The following is a 22,681-nucleotide window of genomic DNA, read 5'->3' on the forward strand; positions in this document are numbered from 1 at the left end:
TAAAGCAAATCTTGGCGAGCTATGGAAGCCCGCCAAGATTGATATACGTGATTACATCAGGTAATGTGTTGTAACTGGCTTAGTGAATGCCAAGCACTGTCTACTATTGTTATCCAACGATTACCGTTATAGAGCTATTACTGTTATCGTAATATGGGTGCTTCTTGTTACTTATTGCTGTTTTTTGCGCTGCAGACGGAAGCGAATCAGCATCGCTGCAGATCCCGCCATCAGCATGGCATAGAGCATTACAGGAGAGTTATCACCCGTTGAAGGATTGTCAGAGTTACGTGCTCCTGCCACTCCTGTTGCTTCTGTGCCCGTAATCGAGGCATTCCGTGCCTCTGCCTGATTCGCATCTGCATTGCGGTCAAAGGCAGGCTGTGCACCTTCTTGTCCGTTCACACCAGCTTTACCCGGTGTAGTAGCCGCAGCATTCTTATCAGTAGAGGAATTCGGCGTTCTGTCTCCGTTGGTTGAAGTATCTGTGGTGGCTGCAGAAGCACCGGACCCGGAAGTCGTTCCATTCTGTCCAGCCGTATCAGCTGCAGCTACAGGAACGCGCTTAATGCTATTCGCATCGAACGTGAGCTCCAAATCATATTCACCATCAGCCAATACGATCTCAGCTTGCTGCTCAAGTGCTTGAGCTGCTGCAGCATTCTCTGTCAGAGCAGATAGTGCACTCAGGAACAGCGGTTGCTCGAAGCTTGCAGATCCTGTTGTCACACCTGCCTGATCAGCAGCCGGAGCAGGAGCTACAGGTGCTGCAATGTGCAGCTTCGCTTTTAGCGGTTGAACCAATGAATCTGGTGTGAACGTTACCTGACGCTGATCCTGCGTCTCGTCATTAGCGCTCACCTCTGGTGATACATAGCTGTCGCCTTGCAGCACAGTGAAGTCCTTCACAGATGAGCTACGGTTCAAAGTAACACTTGCTTGAACTTTGCCATTCTTAACTGTGAGAGATGCTCCTTCTCCGAAGTATTGATCGACACCTTCCGGACCAGACAGCTTGAAGCCAACGTTATACTGTCCTTCCTCCAGAACAGGCTCCGGAAGCGGTGCTGGTTCTACATAAGCTTTAGGCAGACCCTTTTCGATGTCGCCAATGTTGAAGGTAATTTGCAGCTTGTGCTCATTACCTGCCACGTTTACATTCATGAAGATTGGCTTCGTCAGATCGATAACTGCGAACTTGATGACACGAGCATTCTGTTTCGCATCTTCACGGACTACCGTCGGTTTTTTATAAGCCTCACCGCTATCAATCTTGATATCGGACACTGTATCACTTTGACGAATCGTCAACTGAACTTCATTTTTCTTGTTGCTTACAATCAAGCCAGCCGGGCTGATGAATCTATCCTGCACGGACGACAGACGACCAGTTGCAGTATCCTTCACCTCCAGTGGAATGGAGTATTCTCCATCCTCCAGCAGACTTACTGCTGGCACTTCACCAGAGCTCACATATGGGTCTGGTGCTCCTTCTTTGATCGTGCTTGGATAGAATACCAACAGTACATCGTAATCACCAGAATAGTTGATCTCTGGAATATCTACCTGAACCTTGGACCATACCGGCTGATTCAGATCATTGACATCAAAGGAAATGACGCGAGTGTTTTGTCCAGAATCGGAACTTACCGTAGTCACTTCTTCATATCCGCTACCGTTGTTCACTTGCATGCCGAGAATATAGTTGCTCTCTTTGACCGTAATCGAGATGGTCTTGCGGTTGCCCATAATATTAAGTGTCGCCGGGCTTACCAGATACGTAGACATACGGGATTCCTTCACACCATCCGGATAGAACGCTCTGAAGTTGATGCTGTACACGCCATCCTCACTCTTAGGAGGTGCCACGCCACCACCGCCACCTGGTACAGGTGTTGGAGTGACTGGTGTCTCTGGATTACCAGGTGTTACTGGGGTTCCAGGGACATTATCCAGTGAGAATACCAGATCCACATTGTATGCTTCGTGGTACGAGATCGCAGGCCAATCAATCTGCACCCAGCCTTTCAGGCGCTCACTTGGATTAGGCACTTCAAAACGAACGGTACGTTTGTTAGCTCCCGCATCCTGGCTTACCACTTCCGTATCGGTGAGTACGCCGTTAACTGCGGTCTTGAAGCTGGTAATCTCCTTGCTTTGCTTCAATGTGAACGTTACATGGTATTTGCCATTAGCAGCAGTCAGTTGGCCACTGTTCTGGTCTACATACGTGTACATAACGGATGATTCATTCGTACCCTCTTTGAGGATATTGAATGCAATCGGATAGGTTCCATCGGCAATAACCTCTGGATCTGGGTTAGGAACAGGCTCAGGAGTTACAGGAGTATCGCCTTTGAAATAGTCCGTGAACACCAGATCCACATTGTGCACCATCAAGCCCATAGGGCCTGCGTTCACGGATACTTTTCCTTTCAGACGGCTTGTCAGATCCGTTACTTCAAAGCGAACGATCCGCGTATTCGTCGCCGTATCCTCACTTACCTTCTCTGTCTCCACAAATGCACCATTCAGCTCCGTCTGGAACGAAGTAATCATACTGCTGCTCAGCAGCTTGAAGGAGACGTACTTCTTCCCGCCTACTTCGCTCAATATACCACTGCTCAGATCCACACTTCTGCTCATGGACGATGTCTCGTCCGTTCCATCTTTGAGAACATTGAACTTGATTGGAGTATCTACTCTCAGATAGTCTGTGAACACCAAATCCACATTGTGCACCATCAAGCCCATAGGGCCTGCATTTACCGATACTTTCCCCTTCAAACGGCTCGACAGATCCGTTACTTCAAAGCGAACGATCCGCGTATTCGTCGCCGCATCCTCGCTTACCTTCTCTGTCTCCACGAATGCACCGTTTAGCTCCGTCTGGAACGAGGTAATCATGCTGCTGCTCAGTAGCTTGAAGGAGATGTATTTCTTCCCGTTCACTTCGCTCAGCTCGCCACTGTTCAGGTCCACACTTCTGCTCATGGATGATACATCGTTTGTGCCATCCTTCAATACATTGAACTTGATAGGAGTTGTTGGAGCTTCTGCTTGGTAGTATTCCGGGAACACCAGATCCACATTATGGACCATCAAGCCCATAGGACCTGCATTCACGGATACTTTTCCTTTCAGACGGCTCGTCAGATCCGTTACTTCAAAGCGAACGATCCGCGTATTCGTTTCCGCATCCTCACTTACCTTCTCCGTCTCCACGAATGTACCGTTCAGCTCCGTCTGGAATGAGGTAATCATGCTGCTGCTCAGCAGCTTGAGGGATACGTATTTCTTCCCGTTCACTTCACTCAGCTCACCACTGTTCAGATCCACACTTCTGCTCATGGACGATGTCTCATCCGTACCGTCTTTCAGAACGTTGAACTTGATAGGAGTTGTACTTGCAGGAGGAGTAATCACAATACCGCTTGTATCAAAAGTCAGGTCGACATTGTATTCTTCATCATAAATGAATGGGAAGCCCATAATAGCGGTCATATCCCAGTAGATTTTGACCCATCCATTCAGTCGCTCATTTACATCCGCTACTTCAAAACGAACGATGGCCCGATTGTCCTCGACGGACGTTCTTGCTGCATCTTGCAATTGTCCGTTGATCTCAGTCTTAAAGCCTGTGATCTCCTGATCTTGCGTTAATTCGAAAGAAACATACTGCTTGCCATTAATGACTTCCAGCTTGCCACTGGTTGCATCCACATATTGATACATAACAGAAGTATCATCTGTGCCATCCTTAAGAATGTTGAAGCCTAGCTTATATGTCCCGTCCGGGATCGCTGCAGAAGCTGCTGCTGCCGGAATCGTCACATCATAGGAACCCAGGTTAGCAAAGCTAAAAGAATCCCCGTTAACATTCGTTACAGAAGCCGCTTCCAGCGCTATTGTCGTATTCGCAGCCTGTGCTGCTGGTTTGGTCTTGAACACCAGTTGTACTGCATTTTGATTGACTGCAGCCCCACCATCTTCGAGGGAATCCGCCGTCGATTGTACCAATACCTTGCCTGTTCCCTGCGGAGCAGTCTGTACGCTAAATCCATTCAGCAAGGATTTCGAGGTAATCAGTTCAAGCTTCTGGTCATCATAAGAAATTTGAGCTGTATGACCATATACGCTGGTGTATACACTGTCTGTAACTCCACCAAAGCCTACATTCACACGTACTTCACCATTGGAATCTGGTGCAGATCCCGTAAGACGCGCCTCTTCACCCGAGGCAGCCGAAGCTGTAGTTGCCCAGCCTGGTATTTGCAAGGAACTCAATAATAGACAGAGCGCGAAAAATACAGAGGCAGTCTGCTTGACTAATCTATTCAATGTAATGTTCTCCCCTTAATCAAATGTAGCCGCGATCTGCTCGCGTCCGCTGTTTATATTCATAATGAACCGGCCCCCAGATCCGTCGCAGCCACTAGCAGCGGCTGCAACAGCTGGAGTGCTCGTAAAAAACAAAGGTTGTTAGATTTGCTTTATTATTGGGCCGCAACAGCCAGTGTAGCTGTGTCGAATTTGATCTGCACTTCATATTGGCCACTGTAGTTGATCGCTGGTACAGACACCTCAGTGTATGCATTCAGCTTCGCGGACAGGTCTGCTACCGGGAATCCCACAACACGTGTGTTCGCTGTTGGGTTCGTGCTGATCACTTCAGCGTTCACATATTGTCCATTTTGTTCTACCTGGAATTTAGTAATCCAGCTGCTGTTCTTCAAAGTCACGTAAGCATAAGCCTGACCGTTAGTCACCTTGATTTGGGCTGGTTTCACGGTGTAAGTATCCATCATGGAAGCCGTATCTGTACCATCCTTAAGCACCTTGAATTGAACTGTATAATTGCCGTCAGCCGGGGCTGCTGCTGTTGCTGTTGTTGCTGTTGTTGCTGCTGAAGCAGAACCAAGTACTGTGAACAGGGACAGGATCAAAGCCATTACGGGAAGCATCATTTTTTTCATGGATATCATTCTCCTCTTTATTGGGGTTTGGTTGGAATCCATTCGTGTTCGTCAAGCTTATTTCTTAGCCGCCAGCACCGTTCTTCCGATGAACAGGGCAGATACAGCAAGGCCTACAAGCAGCCAGCCATAAGGAACCTCATCTCCAGTATGCGGATTATCCTCTATTGGCTGATTTACAGTGTTCGCGGCCACCGCACCGCTTTGCTGAGATTCGGCAACGGATGCTTTTCCAGCAGCTTGGCCACCTGTTGACGATGCTACCTGTGACGAGGAAGATACTACCTTGGTATCCGTTGACTGCTTGCTCTCGGTGCTTGCAGACGCTGCTGGAGCTGATCCAGAAGCAGCCTTGACGTCCTTAGATACTTTCGTATCCTTGGAAGCTGCAGTGCCGGAGGCAGAAGAAGATTTCTGTGCGGTCTGTGATGCGTTGATTTGGGTAAGGCTGTCCTGCTTGAAGTCAAAGCGAATGGTGTAATCGTGATCATAATCGACGGAAGGTACCGTCACGTGAATCTGTGATTTCAGCGGAGTCGAAAGACTCTCCACCGGGAATCGCACCACGCGAGTATCCTTGGCCGCGTTATTGCTGATTACACGCACATCGGAATAACTACTGCCACGAGCCGTCTTGAAATCTGTAATCCATTCGCTATGATTCAATTGGATCTCCATCTCAATCTTCGAGTCCTTGACGTAGATCCGGGCAGGCTTCTCAAAGTAATCGTTAGCCATGGATACCGAGTCATTCTCCGCCTTGAGAATGTTGTAATCCAACGTGTATTCTCCATTCTTCAATGCCTTGTCTGCCGCTGAAGCCTGCAATCCTGGCCCCCAAGTAAGACCTACTCCGATAATCGCTGCCCACAGGACAGGACCGAACCACTTTTTCTTGAACATTTCTTGTCTCTCCTTACCAAAGTCCACCGAGTGATAATCAAAATCTAAGTTAATAGCAATTGATTATCATTCTCAATAAATCCTGAAAAAATATTGCCCTCGGCAGGCAATTTTTGCTTTTTGATGTGTATCTTTGTTGCGTCAGCATGCCTGACTTCAGTGCTTTTTACAGTTACTTAGCTCTCAAGCTCTAGGTGCGTTTTAGGTGCAATTAAGACTACACAAATTCTTTTAACAGCATTTTAAAAATAGCACTTTCAAGCAACCTATAGGCCTCACCTCTTTGATATATGTAAAAAACAGGCATGACATGACAACTCGCCTTGATATTAGCCCACTCGTTTTTAAGTTGTCAATAGGTTTGTAAAATTCATTAAGATTATTTCATAATTCTGTTGACAGTGATATTGATATTCATTATCATTTAATCAAATTGCTTCTCTTTCTATTAATTTCCACGAATTTTAATTTTCACATTTTGAATCTTTATTATCAGATTGACCACAGGAGTGTTTGTCTTATGCGTACAAAAATAAACGGCCTGCTTGGTGCTGGGTTTCTACTATTTGCCCTATCAGGCTGTGCTACTGGTACTGGAGATGCCCACCTATCGGCATCCGGTGCTGGCAGTCCCTCCCCCTCCTCCAACACCGCAGCGTCCTACAGCATTACTGATTTTGCCGGACGATCCATTACATTCAATCAGGTTCCTGAGCGAATTGCCGCACTAAGCAGCGGGGATATGGATGTCATCTATGCACTTGGCGGACAGCTTGTTGGTAGACCTGCAGTAGAGGGCGGGCCTGTTCCAGAGGCGGCTGAACAGGTCGAGCAGATCGGAACGACCCACGAGCTGGATCTGGAGAAGATCGCTTACGTCAAGCCTGACGTTGTACTGGGTAATGCCGCTCTGAATGCCAAGGATACTGCAACCGTTGAGAGCCTTGGTTCCAGAATGGTCCTTACCAGTGCTAACTCGGTGGCAGATATCAAGCAACAGATTGAGCTGTTCGGCAGCATGCTGCACAAGGAGGCTGAAGCTACCAAGCTGATTGAGACACTCAATGGCAAGCTTGCTACCTTGTCCCAGCAGGTTCCAGCTAATAAGCCACGTGTACTGATGGTCTATGGGGCACCAGGCACTTACATGGCTGCTCTCCCCAATTCACTAAGCGGGGATCTATTAAGCCTTGCTGGTGGAGCTAACATTGCTGCGGACTTCCCACAGCTAGAGAACTATCCACAATATGCACAGCTGAACACGGAGCGAATTATTGAAGCAGATCCCGAATTCGTGCTGATCATTACCCACGGGAATCCAGAGGCCGTCAAGAGTGGATTTCTAAAAGAAATGCAAGTCAATGCGGCCTGGAATCGGATGAGTGCCATTCAATCCGGTCGTGTCGAGGTCCTGCCTTCGGATTTGTTCGGTACGAACCCGGGCACCCGGGTCACTGAAGCCCTGGATGTGCTCGGTAGCATCCTGAGGGATGTCCGTTGATGCCCCAAGTACAGCAGCGGGATCGACGCAGACGCCTCGTCATGCTGATATTGCCTGTTCTACTCATCGCTTCATGCCTGTATGGCCTTACCTATGGCTCGGTTCCTATCTCTCTGCGGGATATTGTGCAGACGCTCACAGGCCAAGACAACACGGCCTACACCACCATCATCATGGATCTTCGGATTCCGCGTGTGCTGACTGGACTCCTGGTCGGAGCCTGCCTCGCAGCCTCGGGTGCACTGCTCCAAGGTGTGATGAGGAATGCTCTCGCTGATCCAGGAATTATAGGCGTCTCGGCTGGCGGTGGGCTGGCGGCCATGATCTGCATGGTCATGCTGCCACAATTGGGGTACCTGCTCCCTGTTGCTGCATTCGCTGGCGCCTTCCTCACCTCAGTTGTAGTGTATGTACTCGCTTGGGATAAAGGGGCCTCGCCGGTGAAGATTGTACTTGCAGGAGTTGCGGTTAACGCCCTTCTCGGTGCAGTTACCAACGGCATTATGGTCATCTACAGCGATAGAGTTCAAGCCGTATTACCTTGGCTCGCCGGTGGCTTGAACGGTCGTAGCTGGTATCATCTAAGCTTCATTACTCCCTATGCGCTGATCGGACTGGTGCTCTCTCTGGCTGCTATTCGCCCGGCGAATGTGCTGCTTCTCGGAGACGATGCCGCCAAGCTGCTCGGTCAGAGAGTAGAGCTGCAGCGTGTGCTGATTATCCTACTAGCCTCACTGCTGGCAGGAGCTGCAGTAAGCGTCGCTGGGCTGGTAGGATTCGTAGGTCTCGTCGTACCGCATATGATTCGGCTGATCGCCGGAGAGGATTACCGTGTGCTGCTACCAGCCTCGATGCTGGGTGGAGCAGCGCTGGTCGTATTCGCGGATACGATCGCACGCTCCTGGTTCGATCCGATCGAGCTGCCGGTAGGAATATTGCTGGCCTGCCTTGGTGCCCCATTCTTCTTGATCCTATTAAGGAAGCGAGGAGCCATGACATGAAGGCCATTGATATTAGGGAGCTTGTCGTAGAGCGTGGCGGCTTCCGTCTGAAGGACATTGAGGCCCTGTTCCCACAGGGACAAATGACAGCAATTGTTGGGCCGAATGGCTCTGGCAAATCCACACTCCTTAAGGCCGTTACTCGTCTGCTACGTATACAGCAGGGTCAGATTCACATCATGGAGCAGCCTGCGGATACGTTATCGCCCAGACAATTCGCCACATTGGTGGCTATGCTTCCCCAGTCCCGCGAGGGCTTCCCCGATCTAACCGTCAAGGAGCTTGTAGCCTATGGTCGCTCTCCCCATAAGCGTCTGCTGAGCAGACGACTGAATGATGAGGACGAAGAAGCTATCCAGGCAGCAATGACAGCTACGGGAGTTCTGGCTTACGCGGATCGGCTTATCCATACTCTATCTGGAGGTGAACAGCAAAAGGCGCGTATTGCGATGGCGCTCGCCCAACAAACGGATATTCTGCTGCTCGATGAACCAACCACTTATCTGGATATGGCTCATCAGCTGGATTTAATGAACATGCTGACAGACCTGAATCGCAAGCGAAAGCTTACCATCGTCATGGTGCTTCATGATATGCAGCAGGCTGCTGCATATTGTGACTACATGATTGCCATGAAGCGTGGACGCATCGTCGCAGATGGTGAGCCGAGCACGCTGTTAACCGCAGATTTCCTGCGTCAGGTCTACGAACTGGAGGCCAGGGTGACGTTCATGGACGGATATCCCTTAATCATTCCGAGTACAGGATTACATCATAGGAGGTAATAAGAATGGTAATTGTAACGAACACTTCGCAATTGAAAAAAGGCTATGCAGATCAGCTCATCGAACGCTTTAATAAGGTAGGCAAGGTAGAGACTATGGAGGGCTTTTTGGGACTGGAGGTCATGCTGACTGACCATAAGGGCGATTATGATGAAGTGACTGTCGTGACACGCTGGGAAGCAAGAGAGAATTTCCAGGCGTGGACCCGCAGCGATGCATTCCGTGAATCCCATTCCCATCGTCAGATTCCGGATTACATTCTGGATAACAAGATTTCCTTCTATGATGTCAAAATCGTCCGCCATCCCCTTTCCAACGAAAGTGCATTTTTGAGTGAGTCTGAGGCAGGCTAAGATGAACAGCTGAGAGCAGCGAGCCTGGAAACGGACAATCCGCTTTTCCAAGACGTTTCCAAGGCTTCCCCGCTATCCGTTGATACTAGCACTTATAGCTTAGCTTGCAAAAAACCGTGAAATCAGGGCACTCGTCCTTGATCTCACGGCTTTTATTGTTGAAAATAGTTAGTATCTCCGTATCCCTGCCTACTCAGTGAATCACAATGGTAGCCGCACAATAAATCAGCAGCAACCCCATCACCACATTAAACCCCCTCTGATACTTCGCCAGCAGACTATGAAAGACTGAACCAAAGATACTCCAGCTAAAGGTACCCATACACCCGATCAGTGCTACAATGACAGAATAGCTCAACAAGGTAGCGTACGAGGAATTATTGGGAAGAATAAAAGTTGAAGTTACTGTAATTCCGTACAATATCCCTTTGGGATTAATGAATTGCAGCAGCATACCTGCATGAAAGCTGTTATGGCGAGCTCCCGAGTCAGAATCATTCTCCAGCTTGCTTGTCATCATTTTAAATGCCAGATAGACTAGATATAGCGCGCCAAGCACAGCCATCACAGGCTCGGCCTTGGGCAATGTATTATGTAACATTACATTGAAGAAGCAGCACACCAGAATAATAATAAAGAAGCCGGTCCCCACACCAAGACAAAACTTCACCGTTCTGCTCAGCCCGAATCGATTGGCAAGCATCAGCGCCATGATATTATTGGGTCCAGGCGTAAAGCTCGCGACCAATGCAAAAATAAGTAAAGAACCCAGCACGTTGTGCTCCCCCTATCATATGTTATAACGAACGAATTAGACGTTATATAGCATTTGATCTTTTTATTGTACATATCGGTCGTTATAAAGTAAATAGAATTTGGAGGAATTCACATGGAGAATATTAATGCCATTATCGCCGAGAACGTCAAGAAGATCAGAGCAGACAAGAAGCTCAGTCTGGAGAAGGTTGCCGAATTAACTGGCGTCAGCAAGACGATGATCGGTCAGATCGAGCGCGGGGAATCGACACCTACCATTACGACGATCTGGAAGATCGCCAATGGCCTCAAAATATCCTTCTCCTCCTTGATTCACCAGCCTCAGCCAGATACTACGATTGTGAAGAGAAAGGATATTCGCCCATTGCTAGAGGATGGTGGTAGATATCGTGTCTATTCCATGTTTTCTTTTGATGAAGAGCGACGCAGTGAGGTGTATAACGTGGAGATTGATTCCGGTGGTAGCCTGGATGCAAGCGGACATATTGAAGGAACCGAGGAATGGATTACTGTCTTCGATGGCGAGCTGTCCTTGAGTGTCGGTAACGAGGAGTACACGCTGCATGCCGGGGATGCCATCCGCTTCAAGGCAGACAGACCGCACTCGTACCACAATTCCGGCCAGAGCATGACCCGGCTGAGCATGATCTTGAACTATCCCTCCTAACAAAGCAAAAGAAACCTTTCCTTTGAAATGTGTGGTCGGTGTCCGCATTTTCCAAAGGATGGTTTCTTTTGGGTGTCAACATATACCTATCCGAGCAGATGATTCTCTACCCTCAAAGTCTCACCGTGGCCCAGCACCTGAATCCGCTCTGGCGCAATGCCGAGTCGTTCACGCTCTACCTCTAGCCTATCAAGCGCTTCCCGAGGCGTATCATCAGCCAACTTGAACGTGCCATAATGCATGGGCACCATGAGCTTGGAGCCTGTCTCAACGAAGCCCTGCAACGCCTCCTCGGGCGTCACATGCTGGGAGGTCATGAACCATTCCGGCTCGTAGGCACCAATAGGCATTAAGGTCAGATCAATCGGGAACCGCTCGCCAATTTCCTTGAAGCCACGGAAATAGCCGGTATCCCCGACAAAATATATAGTAGGCGGCATCGGGGCCAGCTCCTCGGACGCTACCTCAGGATTTGCATCCAGTGTGCCGCCGTGTCCGCTCACATGCGCTTCGGATTGGAGCACAAAGCCGCCCCAATGGGATGTATTCGTATCCATCAGAGTCCGACGCGTCCAGTGCTGAGCAGGCACAAAGGAGATACGCACTCCTCCCACGATCACATGCTCCCACCAATTCATTTCCTGACAGCGGTGGAAGCCCTTGCGGATCATTTTCGACTTCAAGCCCACCGGGACGATTACCGTAGTACCCGCACTGTACAGCTTCCGTAGGGATGCCATATGCATATGATCATAATGCGAATGAGACAGCAGAATGACATCAAGTGGCGGCACATCATGAATGGGGATGCCTGGTGGAGTGAGCCTGCGGTTAAAGGCCATGCGCTCAGCCCATACCGGATCGGTCACGATATTCAATCCCATATATTGAATGAAGAACGTAGAATGCCCTACCCACGTAATCGTGGTCGTCTCCTTATTTTCCTGCAAATAGGTCAGCTCTGGTGCATGGCTGGGGACTACAAAGGAATAATCCTTGATTTTGCGTCGTCGCTCCTCTCGCCACTGCCGGAACTGCTTCAGGGTCTTGTCTGTGCTGACATTATCTATATTGTTGAATCGGAATTTTGGCATGGTCACTGCTTCTCCTTCCTGACGAGGCTTTTAATACATTTAACACCCTCATCCATCCTGAAACTCTCGCTTTTATTTCGTCTTTAGCAGAATGCCCCGTGATCACGTCATTTCGTCATGAACTGGAAGTAGCTAGAACCCGCAGCATGCCGTCACGAACCGGCAGCATCCAGAACCCGCAGCATGCCAAAAACCGCACGCAGCATTATGCCTCTCTCTGGAAGCATACTGCCCCGTACGGTCGATGTCAAAAAACGACATATTGTGCCGCATTCCTCCTGTACTTCTACAAGGCTGAGCGATCTGTCGAATTCTACACTTCCTTCACAGACGGTCTCTATTCTCGTGGTTCTCATGGATTTTGTGGATCTCATGGATTTTGGACCTCATGGATCTGGTGAAGCTGGTGGAGCTGGTGGAGCTCGTTTATCTCGTAGTCCCCATAGTCCTTATATTCCATGTTGTCCTTATCATTCACTCGATTCTCTTGCTTCTCTTGGCTGCGATAATCCATGCTACTCTCCATCCAGGCCGGGATTGTCCTACCCTAATCCTCCGGGTTCTTGTATCTGGCTGTGTAGATGAACAGGAATACAATAACCGCAAGAATAATTAGCGGAGATTCGTACATGATCGTAAAATGCTCAAAGGCTGCCATCCACCTCACCCCTTCCCGCGGTTATGTCCGCGAATGTATGCCGCATCGAACAGGAACAGTCTGAGTAGCAGAATCAGCGAAGGGATCAGCACAAGCAGCCCCGCGCAAAAGGCCGTTATCAGCGCAATACCCATGGCATCATTCGTGAAGCTCTCATAGATGGATATGTAGGGATACAGAATATAGGGCAGATGCGTGCCCCCATAGCCGTACCAGGCACATGCGAACTGAAGGATCACGAAGATGAAACTGGTCCCCAGATTCCGCCGCTTCCACAATAAATAGACCGCCAGCACAAAGCATATGAACGAGGCTATGAATATCCAGGCCTGATCAAGCATGTTCGCAAAATGCTCCGGGTTCTGACGATTAATCTGGAAAAAGGCGAGGACACTCGCGACAATTGTCGGCCCGCTCCAGAGCAGAGCATATCCTCTGACCACCTCGAAAGCCAAGTCATCCCCCGCACGCTTGGCATAATACGACAGGAACATCGCGGAGATGTACAGGACGCTCACCAGCGCAAGCAGGATGACTGCCCATGTGTAGGGGTTCGCTAAGAACGTCCCCCAGCCTAGCGTGACCAGTCCATCCCGCTCTTCAATAACCCCGCCCTCGGATATCGCGAGGATTGTAGACAGAGCGGCAGGGATGAGCAGGCCTGTCGCCCCGTACAAGGCCATGTAAATGATGTTATTGTCCCCATTGTTGCCATAGGTGTTATATGCATAGTACACCCCACGAATTGCAATCAACACCAGCGCGATGCTTCCCGGGACCAGTAGCCCTGTACCATAGTAGTAAGCCGTATCCGGGAAAAATCCGACCAATCCGACTACAAAGAAGATCAGGAACACATTCGTTACTTCCCACACTGGTGACAGGTAGCGCTGGATAATGTTGTGGATCAGGTTGCGGTGACCAGTCAGTACGCTGTAGAAGCTGAAGAAGCCTGCCCCAAAATCAATGGAGGCCACAAGCAAGTACCCGAACAGGAACGTCCAGAGCACCGTGATACCTATCAGTTCATAGCTCATGCTCCTATGCCCCCTCTATGCCAAGCTGCCGAATCTCTTCAAGCGCATCCTTGTTGCGGAACAGCTTGCTGAGCACTCGTATAGCTGATAAGCACAGCACCAGATAGAGAACGATGAACATCACCAGCATCCACCCCACACTGCCAGAGGTTGTTGCGGCCTCAGATACCTTCATATAACCACGTAGAATCCACGGCTGTCTTCCGACCTCCGCGAACATCCAGCCTAGCTCAATCGCCACCATGGCCATCGGACCAACAAGCAGCAGCGCGAGCAGCAGCCACTTCGGATAAGGCTTGCGTCCCGGAAGCCATTTTCGCAGGATATAGAGCAATGGAATGCAGAGAATAAGCACACCGGTCGTAATCTTCAGATCGAACATATAATGGATCGACAACGGAGGGCGCAGGTCCTCTGGGTAATCATTCAACCCCTTGACCACAGTATTCGGGCTATTGCCAGCCAGAATGCTAAGCGCATAGGGAATCTCCAGTGCATACTTGATATCGCCGTTCTTGTCCATATATCCTCCGTATACGAACGGAGCCTCGGACATCGTGTCGAAGTGCCACTCCGCAGCTGCCAGCTTCTCCGGCTGGTACTTCGCCAGGAATTTACCGGACGCATCTCCAATCAGTACCGTTCCAAGCGCGAATACAAAGGTGCAGACTGTCGTCAGCTTCAGCGCTTTTTTGAAATACGCATGATTTTTGCCCTTCAGCAGACTATAGGCTGCAATGCCTGCCAGTACGCCTGCACTCAACGTGTAGGAGGACGCAAGGACGTGAGAGACCTTGGTCGGGGTCGCCGGATTGAACATCGCTACGAGCGGATTGATGTCCGTCATAATCCCATTCACTAGCGCGAAGCCCTGTGGCTGGTTCATGAAGGCATTCACTGTCGTGATGAAGATGGCGGAGGCGGATGAAGCAACGGCTACCGGGATCAAGAGCAGTAGATGCGTGTATTTACCACGGAATCGCTCCCAGGTGTACAGATAGATACCCAGAAAGATAGCCTCGATGAAAAAGGCGAACGTCTCCAGAAATAACGGCAAAGCAATGGCCTGCCCCGCCACCCGCATGAAGGTCGGCCAGAGTAGACTGAGCTGGAGACCGATCGAGGTGCCTGTTACAACGCCGACAGCGACGGTAATGACGAAGCCACGAGCCCAGCGGCGGGCTAGCAGAGTGTAGTGAGGATCACCCGTCCGCACACCTCTCCATTCTGCCAACGCAATCATCAGCGGGATTCCTACCCCGATGGAAGCAAATATAATATGTACGAACAGCGTAATGCCGGTGAGGAGCCGGCTCAGGATCACGGGGTCCAGCGCGGACATACAGCTACACTCCTTTGAACAAATCGGTATTACGACATCAAGCGGCTGATACTTTTAATCAGGGAGTACAGCATGATGACTGCAATCACACAGCATACAATAATCAGAGCTTTTTCCTGCTTGCGGAACATTCATACCACCTCCTGATTCGCTTCGTATCAGCCGATATGCCGATAATTACATTGTTGTCCAAATTTCCACATTTTAACCAAATGCCAACGTGAATCCTGTTCAGTGAATTCTGCTCGGCCTCATCGGAATGTAAGGTACCTTGCTTTTGGCACAGACAATAGAATCATGTACAATAGAGTTAGTTAAAATTCAGGAAACTGCAATTCGAAATAAGGAGGAAATCAAGGTTATGAAAGTAACTTCTATAGAGCCAACCCCAAGTCCGAACACCATGATGCTTCATCTGGATGAACGTCTGGAGGACGGCATTCGCAAGACTTATACGCTGGACAACGAGCGCTCAGCTCCTCCCTTCATTCGCCGCATGCTGCGCATTGAAGGCGTGAAGAGTGTATTTCATACGGCAGACTTCGTGGCATTGGATCGTAAGGGCAGTGCAGACTGGTCGACGGTTCTAAGCGAGGTGAGGGAGCAATTCGGTGAAGATGGCCAGGAGGCCGATTGGGAGCTTCCAGAGGAAGGAGCCGGAGAGCATTACGGGGAAGCACAGGTATTCGTGCAATTTTTCCGGGCCGTACCGATGCAGATTCGGGTAAAAGCCGGGCAGCAGGAGGAGCGAATCTCCCTGTCGGAGCGATTCGTGCAAGCTGTCACCGAGATTGCCAGCGCTACGCTGATCAAGGAACGGAAGCTGAGCGACTATGGAGTACGATACGGTGAATTGCCGGACATCGCCAGGGAGGTCGAGCAGGAGCTGGAGGCGGCCTATCCGCAAGAACGGCTGCGCAAGCTGATCGAGCAGGCGATTGCGCACAGCATAGACGGTGGCGAATTCGTGGAGCAGCGTCGCAGCTACACAGATGCCGAGCTACAAGAAGCCATGCAGCAGGCAGATTGGCGTGTACGCTACGCCGCGCTGGATGCGCTGGAGCCCGAGCCGCAGCATCTTCCACTACTACGTCAGGCTTTATCGGATGACAAAATGCAGCTGCGCCGGCTTGCTGTCGTGTACCTCGGCGATCTCAAGACACCAGAGGCCATGGAGCTTCTCTATCAAGCGCTGAAGGATTCGTCGGCTGCTGTGCGCCGGACAGCAGGGGATACTTTGTCCGATATCGGCGATGCTGCCGCTACACCTGCCATGATTGAGGCTTTGTCCGACAGCAGCAAGCTCGTGCGCTGGCGCGCGGCCAGATTCCTGTACGAGGTAGGCACGGAGGATTCCCGGGAAGCACTGGAGCAGGCAGCTCAGGACCCTGAATTCGAGGTCAGCCTGCAGGCCAGAATGGCATTAGAACGTATTGAATCCGGTGAGCAGGCCGCTGGGACGGTATGGCAACAAATGGCCCGCAGAAATTCTTAATACCCTCACCCACCGTTTGAATGAAGCACAGCTATTCGCTAATCAGCTCATGCAGACGTGTATACATGCCCACAACCTCTTCCAGCGGCATACGGACAAGTCCGCTGGAAGAAGGGGCTACGAATTCATGCACACCATCCACGACAGAATGCTCCTGTAATCCCCATGGCACATCAGACAGACGACTGAACTCTGTGTACACTCCTTTACCAACAAAGCAAGCATAGCTAGGGCGAAATTTCGCCAGCTTGTCATAGAGCAGGCTTCTTCCCTCTTCATATTCCTCACGGGTAATCTCGGCCGCTGTGCGGGTGGGCCTTGCTACAATATTCGTGAAGCCATATCCCAGCTTCAGCAGCTCGCCATCCTCGCTTGGCTTGTACAGCCGCGGGGTCAGACCAGACTGATGAAGTATCCGCCAGAACCGATTCCCGGGATGACCGTAATGATGACCCGTCTCGCCTGAGCGGAGACTGGGGTTATAGCCGACGAAGACAATCGTCAACCCATAGTCCAGATGGTCTTGGACTGTATCCATTAGACTCCTCCTTCCCGCTTACTAATACTTATGAGATATACCAAGGCGTGAACCATTGCAGACCCTATAGTTGCATAGGGTTGTATGGGGATGTATAGAGATGTATAGAGTCGCTGCAAGCTCTCCAGATTCGGTCAGCGTACGAGCATCTTGACCTATTCTGAGCTCATGTTGAATGATCTGGGAAGCACAGCGTAGCAAAAAGCGGCGAATCCTTAGAGAAACAAAGTCTCTGCCTTGCAGCTTGCTGTTCACCTGCTTACGATCTTTGTTCAAAAGAACAGTAGGCTTAGTAGCAGCCGACAGGGCTCATTGCTTGCAGCGACTCTGTACTTACGTGTGATAATCGGGGCAAGATACTATTGCTGCCGACTAATTCACGCCCTGTGCAGAAATAGGTTCAGATGAGGTGTTGCCATCCCTCGCGAAGGATCTGCGACCAAGCCAACCAATCAATACCGCCGTTCCTGATAACAGCCCAGCGAATACATACAGATTGACAATTCCGAACCGTTCGGCGATCCAGCCCATCAGTAACAAGGATACACAGAAAGTGAAGCTCATAAGCGTTGCCTGTGCCGAGAGCACCTTCGGCAGATCATGTACCGCCACACTTTTCTGAATCAGAGTCCTTCTGGATACTACAGCCAGTTCAGCGGGCAAGCCCATAATTAGCACCACGATGAGACTAATCAGGGGTAATACATTTACAGCATACAGTATGGTCAGAATAGCATAACCAGTCATTCCAGCTAACATAGCCGGGAACAATCGGTGCTGAAGGCGATTCACTAGCATAAGCACCAGCAGGCCGCCGACAATCGTCCCCGCAAAATATGCGGCATTAATATATCCCCACCAGGACTCGTCCTTAAGCAGCACCTGCTGGACGAAGGCCAGTGTGAATGCACCGACCCATACGGAGCCCCCCAGCATGTCGACCATATCCATGAAGGTGAGAATCCGCAGGCGAGTGCTTTTGCCAATCAACATCCAGCCTTCTCGTAGTACGGCCCATTTTCCATCTCTCGATGGTTGATGTTGCTCAGAGCCAGCCGTCACCGCAGAAGCCGAATGGATCGGAGTCGGTTCCTCGGGCAGCCTCTGATCTCCACTCTTCACCAAGGTATGCGGTCGAAGCAAGAAGAAGCGCTCCGCTTCCATTGGATCACGCAGCAGAGCAGTGAAGAGCATGGCGATGGCATATAGCACGACGGCAATTATCAGTGTCTTCTCCGCTCCTGCGAAAGCCACAAGCATTCCACTCAGCCCCCAGCCCGCGAGCTGTACCGTCTGATCACTGACGGAAATCATACTGTTAGCCTTCATTAACGCATCTCCCGTCGCAAGACGCGGAACCAGCGCATTCCTTGCAGGAGTCGTCCAGCCATCCAGGAAGGACATGCCCAGCACAAGTGAGAATACAACCAACCAATCCGTGGCTGGGTGTGCCGCATTGATATATAGCACGAGTAAGGTGAAGAAGGCCAGCTGACCGGTCTGGGATATGAACAAAATAAAAGGAAGCTGATATCTGACGAGCAATAGCGGCGCAAAAAAACCGCTGATCATCTGGGCTCCCATGCGTAGCAAGGGAATGAGTATGGCTGTGATGATAGAGTCAGTGCTATTAAAGATGAGTGACACCAGTGCCATAATATATAGCACATCGGCAGCATTTGCCATGCTCTGTGTGCCGAGCAGGCAAAAGAACGATTTTTTGTACAACATAGTCTTCTCCTTATAATGATTAGAGCCAACAAATAGAATCGGGGTTGCAACCTATGCGTCTGTATACTTCAACAGTACAGGAGCTTCTTACATGTACTTTCACGCCTTCCTATAAAAATGGAGCAGCCCGCTAAAAGTGGAGCAGCCCGCCCCGGACTAGATCGTCCAGGACAGGCTGACTCTAAGGTGATTAGAATCGTGCTGATTCGTTACGCGATAGGAGATGGATTTCATCCCTAGCTGATAGAGGACCTGCAGATCCTTCTCCAGATTTTTCTCCGTCCCCTTATAGGCGAACACTAGTGTTTTGGTCCCCGCAGACATGGCCTTGCGTGCCTTCTCTACCATTTGCGGAGCTGATGATACCAGATTGCCCTCCTGATACATAGCGTATTCTAGCTCATTGTACATTTCCTGGTAGACCTTGGCCTTGGCCCCTCCGGCAGTGATTAACTGCGTGAGCGTCTGTTCATAGACGGTACTTGCTGCAGGATATTTCTTCGTCCAGGAATGATCCTTGCGAATCTGCGCATCCGTCAACAGATAGTAGGCGGTGCTCACTTCATTCGGCCGGTCCGGTGTCGGGTCATCCCATGTCGTATCCAGGTGGTACCACTTGCCATCCAGCAGGACCAGATTCCACGCGTGCAGCTGCCCCCCGGCTCTTCCTTCCACAATGCGGTTGGTAATTCCGGTTTCGTTCAGCATCTTGTAGGTTAAAAGTGCATAGCCTTGGCATACTGTAGTACCTGTAGCCAGCCCGTCATAAGCTGTATATTTCTGTAGTGTCTCATCGTAGGCCAGACGCACGACCACCCAATCATGAATGACCTTGACCTTCTCGTGGTCGGTCATTTCCGGCTTAATTAGCTCCTTCAGTGCGGCGCGTACCGTCTGATCCACAAAAGCTGTCTGCTCCTTGGTCTCACGGTATTTGAGCGTCACGGTAACCTGTGCCGAGTTGGACGAGCCTTTATAATTGTAGGCATAGCTTTTCAAAGTATAGTTCACATAAGGATCGCTCTGCATGGCCTCATCAATGGCGGTCTGCAGATCCTTTTTCAGATTCTTGACCTGTCCCTTATATGTAAAATTCAAGCTGTCTTTACGGTCCATCATGGCCGCCAGCAGCTTCTCCTCCAATTGCCCTGTAGTCACCTCGACTGACGGATTGACAGCCGCATAGACCTCGCTCCACTCCACTACCTGAGGAATGCCTAATGCCAGTACAGAGCTTAACAATAGCAACTTAATCAGTCGCGGACGTACTCGATTCATCATCCATGTGCCCCCTTCCAGCTTGTCTGTTACACCTTTTATATCGGAGATTCGGCTTCATTCATGAAGTTAAGGTCATTTTACCACATAAAAGACACAATAAGCTGATTATGCGTGCTAATTTATGGAATTACTCTGTCGCATGGCACATTCCCTCACCATTTCATCATCTGGCTTCACACTGAGAGATTCATCACTGTCTGGAAAAGTGGGCTGTGCTACATTACATTCACCAAATGAATGATATTGATTCTCATTTTCGCATGAAGGGTGATTGCTGATGTCTATCGGTATTTCCTTATTGAAGCTGAAGCCCGGAAGTACTGGGCAGCTTATGTCTCTTGATGCACTCGATCCTTTGGTACACCGAAGACTCACCGATATGGGAGTAAGGACCGGAGCCACAATACGTCTTCACAAGGTCACGCCACTCGGCGGTCCGGTTATTATTGAATGCAATGGCCAACTGATTGGTCTGAGACAGAAACAAGCTGGTCATATGGAGGTCTGTCCCGCATGAATACGATTGCGTTATTCGGGAATCCGAACACCGGGAAGACTTCTCTGTTCAACAAACTAACCCGCACCTATGCGGAGACTGGGAATTGGTCTGGGGTTACCGTATCTATGAAAAGCGGGCTCCTTCGCAACAAAAGCGGGGTGCTGGTGGATCTCCCAGGACTATACTCTCTATTACCCTTTTCCCTTGATGAAGGTGTAGCCGCGCGCTATTTGCTTGAGCAGCCTCCTTCTTCCCTGATCAATATCGTGGACGCTGCTCAGCTTGAACGCAATCTGTATCTGACCGTCCAGCTGCTGGAGTACGGAGCTCCCTTGGTGCTTGGTCTCAATATGATGGATGTTGCGCGCTCCAGCGGAATTACCGTAAGCCCTGAGAAACTCTCATCCGAGCTAGGTGTCCCTGTCATACCAATGAGTGCACGCACCGGAGCAGGTAGTAAAGAGGTACTGGCTGCTGTTCATGAGAAGTCGGCCTCTATCTCTCACAAGCCGCTGCATCTGAACTATGGGCCCGAGGTAGAACAAGCAATAGACCGCATCATGGCTATCCTCCCTGACATATATAGTGCTGAATCGAGATGGCTTGCCCTCCAGCTGCTAGAGCGTAATCCTGTTGTATGGGCGGAAATAGCGGACCCTAATCTATATGCTGGAATCACGCAAATTATAACGGAATGCCGGGCAGCCCTCATGCAGGCTGACCCGACTTCCAGTACCAGTCCCGAAGCTCATCTACGCAACGTACGCGTCAACTGGATTGCTTATGTCTGTCAACAGGTCATGGTCCGCTCCACAGAACAGCGCAAGACATGGACAGAGCGAGCAGACATGATTCTAACCCATCGAGTATTTGGACTGCCACTGTTCCTGCTATTCATGTTCCTGACCTTCAAGGTTACCTTTGACTGGCTCGGCAATCCGCTCTCGGACGTGCTGGACGGCTGGATTGCTGGCGGTGTGAGCGACACGGTAACAGCCTTGCTGGAGAGCCTTGGGGCTTCCTCCTTCACTCAGGCATTAATTGTAGATGGGATTATTGCCGGGGTCGGGGGTGTATTAGTATTTACACCGCAGATTGTGCTGCTGTTCCTCATCATATCCATCGTCGAGGACTCGGGTTATATGGCCCGCGTGACCCTGCTGATGGATCGTCTGATGGAATCCGTAGGACTGAACGGGAAAGCCTTCATCCCCTTCATCATCGGCTTCGGCTGCAATGTGCCAGCGATTATGGCCGCGCGTTCGATTGAGCAGCCCAAGGAGCGCTTGCTGACTACACTGCTCGTTCCCTTCATGTCCTGCTCCGCCAGATTGCCTGTATATGCCCTGTTCGCAGGGGTGTTCTTTCGGGAGCATCAGGCATCGGTTGTAATGCTTATGTACGTGCTCGGTGTCGTTCTGGCTCTGTTACTGTCCAAGACGTTCTCTGCGCTTCCCTTCGTCACCAAGGAGCCATCATTATTCGTTGTAGAGCTTCCACCATACCGCATGCCCCAGGCCCTGACGTTGTTCCGTATCACCTGGGAGAAGGTGAAGGGCTTCCTTCGCAAAGCTGGGACCATCATTCTGGCGGGCTCTGTCATCATCTGGTTCCTGTCGAATATGGGGCTGCATGGCTTCGGAAGCGAGATGGACGACAGTCTGCTCGCCATGCTCGGTGGCTGGCTGGCACCGCTACTGACACCGCTTGGCTTTGGTACCTGGCAGGCTGGGGCATCACTGGTGACCGGGTTCATGGCCAAGGAGGTCGTCGTCTCGACGATGAATATCATTTATCATGCGCCGGATATGAGCGGGCTGGAGACTAGCATACACGCGGTATTTACACCGCTGAGCGCCTTTAGCTTCATGGCATTCTTATTGCTGTATATTCCATGTCTAGCGACTGTCGGGGTCATTCACAAGGAGACTGCTTCCTTCCGCTGGACGATGATTTCGATGCTCTATCCGCTGGTAATTGCTTACGTCATATCCATGCTGATTTACCAGGGCGGGCATCTGCTGGGCTTGTCCTGAACCCATA

The 22,681-nt window shown here is 50.4% G+C and carries 21 protein-coding genes; 8 read left to right on the top strand and 13 right to left on the bottom strand.

Translation table 11 applies throughout. The annotated features are described in order from the left end of the window. Positions 1 to 171: 171 nt before the first annotated feature. The 3 genes from MKX74_RS23500 to isdC all read right to left on the bottom strand — a co-directional run bounded on the left by MKX74_RS23500 (position 172) and on the right by isdC (position 5,879). The gene (locus tag MKX74_RS23500; RefSeq protein ID WP_341179982.1) at positions 172 to 4,341 is read right to left on the bottom strand and encodes an NEAT domain-containing protein; all 4,170 of its coding nucleotides are present in this window, start codon (positions 4,339 to 4,341) and stop codon (positions 172 to 174) included. 155 nt (positions 4,342 to 4,496) lie between these two features. Then, positions 4,497 to 4,976: an NEAT domain-containing protein gene (locus tag MKX74_RS23505; protein ID WP_341179983.1), complete on the bottom strand. Its 480-nt coding sequence runs from the start codon at positions 4,974 to 4,976 to the stop codon at positions 4,497 to 4,499. A gap of 57 nt (positions 4,977 to 5,033) precedes the next feature. After that, positions 5,034 to 5,879 (bottom strand): heme uptake protein IsdC, encoded by an 846-nt coding sequence (gene isdC, locus MKX74_RS23510; protein ID WP_341179984.1) that lies wholly within the window; start codon positions 5,877 to 5,879, stop codon positions 5,034 to 5,036. A 520-nt stretch (positions 5,880 to 6,399) separates the two neighbouring features. On the opposite strand from isdC, the gene MKX74_RS23515 reads away from it, so the two are divergent. The 4 genes from MKX74_RS23515 to isdG are packed head-to-tail and all read left to right on the top strand — an operon-like array spanning position 6,400 to position 9,519. Continuing rightward, complete coding sequence (locus tag MKX74_RS23515) at positions 6,400 to 7,380, top strand: ABC transporter substrate-binding protein (protein WP_341179985.1); 981 nt, start codon at positions 6,400 to 6,402, stop codon at positions 7,378 to 7,380. Continuing rightward, on the top strand, positions 7,380 to 8,381 hold the full coding sequence (locus MKX74_RS23520; RefSeq protein WP_018887295.1) for a FecCD family ABC transporter permease: 1,002 nt from the start codon (positions 7,380 to 7,382) through the stop codon (positions 8,379 to 8,381). The genes MKX74_RS23515 and MKX74_RS23520 overlap by 1 nt, the downstream gene beginning before the upstream one ends. Further along, positions 8,378 to 9,166: an ABC transporter ATP-binding protein gene (locus tag MKX74_RS23525; RefSeq protein ID WP_341179986.1), complete on the top strand. Its 789-nt coding sequence runs from the start codon at positions 8,378 to 8,380 to the stop codon at positions 9,164 to 9,166. The genes MKX74_RS23520 and MKX74_RS23525 overlap by 4 nt, the downstream gene beginning before the upstream one ends. A 5-nt stretch (positions 9,167 to 9,171) precedes the next feature. After that, a complete protein-coding gene (gene isdG, locus MKX74_RS23530) occupies positions 9,172 to 9,519 on the top strand; it encodes a heme oxygenase (RefSeq protein WP_018887293.1) in 348 nt (115 codons plus the stop codon). Between the two features lie 193 nt (positions 9,520 to 9,712). Here isdG and MKX74_RS23535 read toward each other — a convergent pair whose 3' ends face one another. Then, the gene (locus tag MKX74_RS23535) at positions 9,713 to 10,294 is read right to left on the bottom strand and encodes a LysE family transporter (protein ID WP_341179987.1); all 582 of its coding nucleotides are present in this window, start codon (positions 10,292 to 10,294) and stop codon (positions 9,713 to 9,715) included. A gap of 114 nt (positions 10,295 to 10,408) precedes the next feature. Here MKX74_RS23535 and MKX74_RS23540 point away from each other — a divergent pair, with 114 nt between their 5' ends. Continuing rightward, complete coding sequence (locus MKX74_RS23540) at positions 10,409 to 10,963, top strand: helix-turn-helix domain-containing protein (protein WP_018887291.1); 555 nt, start codon at positions 10,409 to 10,411, stop codon at positions 10,961 to 10,963. An 86-nt stretch (positions 10,964 to 11,049) separates the two neighbouring features. Here the strand turns inward: MKX74_RS23540 and MKX74_RS23545 are convergent, their stop codons facing one another. From MKX74_RS23545 to MKX74_RS23565, 6 genes are all read right to left on the bottom strand, one after another. Then, positions 11,050 to 12,057: an MBL fold metallo-hydrolase gene (locus MKX74_RS23545; protein ID WP_018887290.1), complete on the bottom strand. Its 1,008-nt coding sequence runs from the start codon at positions 12,055 to 12,057 to the stop codon at positions 11,050 to 11,052. 152 nt (positions 12,058 to 12,209) lie between these two features. Next, the gene (locus tag MKX74_RS23550; RefSeq protein ID WP_341179988.1) at positions 12,210 to 12,413 is read right to left on the bottom strand and encodes a hypothetical protein; all 204 of its coding nucleotides are present in this window, start codon (positions 12,411 to 12,413) and stop codon (positions 12,210 to 12,212) included. A gap of 14 nt (positions 12,414 to 12,427) precedes the next feature. Further along, on the bottom strand, positions 12,428 to 12,571 hold the full coding sequence (locus tag MKX74_RS23555; RefSeq protein WP_341179989.1) for a hypothetical protein: 144 nt from the start codon (positions 12,569 to 12,571) through the stop codon (positions 12,428 to 12,430). Positions 12,572 to 12,604: 33 nt separating this feature from the next. Beyond that, a complete protein-coding gene (locus MKX74_RS28260; RefSeq protein ID WP_018887288.1) occupies positions 12,605 to 12,715 on the bottom strand; it encodes a hypothetical protein in 111 nt (36 codons plus the stop codon). Positions 12,716 to 12,720: 5 nt separating this feature from the next. Beyond that, positions 12,721 to 13,752, bottom strand: coding sequence for a cytochrome d ubiquinol oxidase subunit II (locus MKX74_RS23560; protein WP_018887287.1), 1,032 nt, complete (start codon positions 13,750 to 13,752; stop codon positions 12,721 to 12,723). Between the two features lie 4 nt (positions 13,753 to 13,756). Next, complete coding sequence (locus MKX74_RS23565; RefSeq protein ID WP_341179990.1) at positions 13,757 to 15,094, bottom strand: cytochrome ubiquinol oxidase subunit I; 1,338 nt, start codon at positions 15,092 to 15,094, stop codon at positions 13,757 to 13,759. A gap of 361 nt (positions 15,095 to 15,455) precedes the next feature. Between MKX74_RS23565 and MKX74_RS23570 the strand changes: the two genes are divergently transcribed. Further along, positions 15,456 to 16,589, top strand: a complete 1,134-nt coding sequence (locus MKX74_RS23570) for a virulence factor (RefSeq protein ID WP_133569837.1) — start codon at positions 15,456 to 15,458, stop codon at positions 16,587 to 16,589. Positions 16,590 to 16,620: 31 nt separating this feature from the next. Here MKX74_RS23570 and MKX74_RS23575 read toward each other — a convergent pair whose 3' ends face one another. From MKX74_RS23575 to MKX74_RS23585, 3 genes are all read right to left on the bottom strand, one after another. Beyond that, a complete protein-coding gene (locus MKX74_RS23575) occupies positions 16,621 to 17,127 on the bottom strand; it encodes a mismatch-specific DNA-glycosylase (protein ID WP_018887283.1) in 507 nt (168 codons plus the stop codon). A 372-nt stretch (positions 17,128 to 17,499) separates the two neighbouring features. Next, positions 17,500 to 18,855 carry an MFS transporter gene (locus tag MKX74_RS23580; RefSeq protein ID WP_341180647.1) on the bottom strand — a complete coding sequence of 452 codons (1,356 nt, stop codon included), beginning with the start codon at positions 18,853 to 18,855 and terminating at the stop codon, positions 17,500 to 17,502. A 159-nt stretch (positions 18,856 to 19,014) separates the two neighbouring features. Next, positions 19,015 to 20,139, bottom strand: a complete 1,125-nt coding sequence (locus MKX74_RS23585) for a transglutaminase domain-containing protein (RefSeq protein ID WP_018887281.1) — start codon at positions 20,137 to 20,139, stop codon at positions 19,015 to 19,017. A 277-nt stretch (positions 20,140 to 20,416) separates the two neighbouring features. On the opposite strand from MKX74_RS23585, the gene MKX74_RS23590 reads away from it, so the two are divergent. Then, positions 20,417 to 20,656, top strand: a complete 240-nt coding sequence (locus MKX74_RS23590) for a FeoA family protein (protein WP_018887280.1) — start codon at positions 20,417 to 20,419, stop codon at positions 20,654 to 20,656. Next, positions 20,653 to 22,674 (top strand): ferrous iron transport protein B, encoded by a 2,022-nt coding sequence (gene feoB, locus MKX74_RS23595; protein WP_341179991.1) that lies wholly within the window; start codon positions 20,653 to 20,655, stop codon positions 22,672 to 22,674. The genes MKX74_RS23590 and feoB overlap by 4 nt, the downstream gene beginning before the upstream one ends. Positions 22,675 to 22,681: the final 7 nt, after the last annotated feature.

The sequence above is a fragment of the Paenibacillus sp. FSL K6-1230 genome (assembly GCF_038002385.1).
GTDB lineage: Bacteria > Bacillota > Bacilli > Paenibacillales > Paenibacillaceae > Paenibacillus > Paenibacillus massiliensis.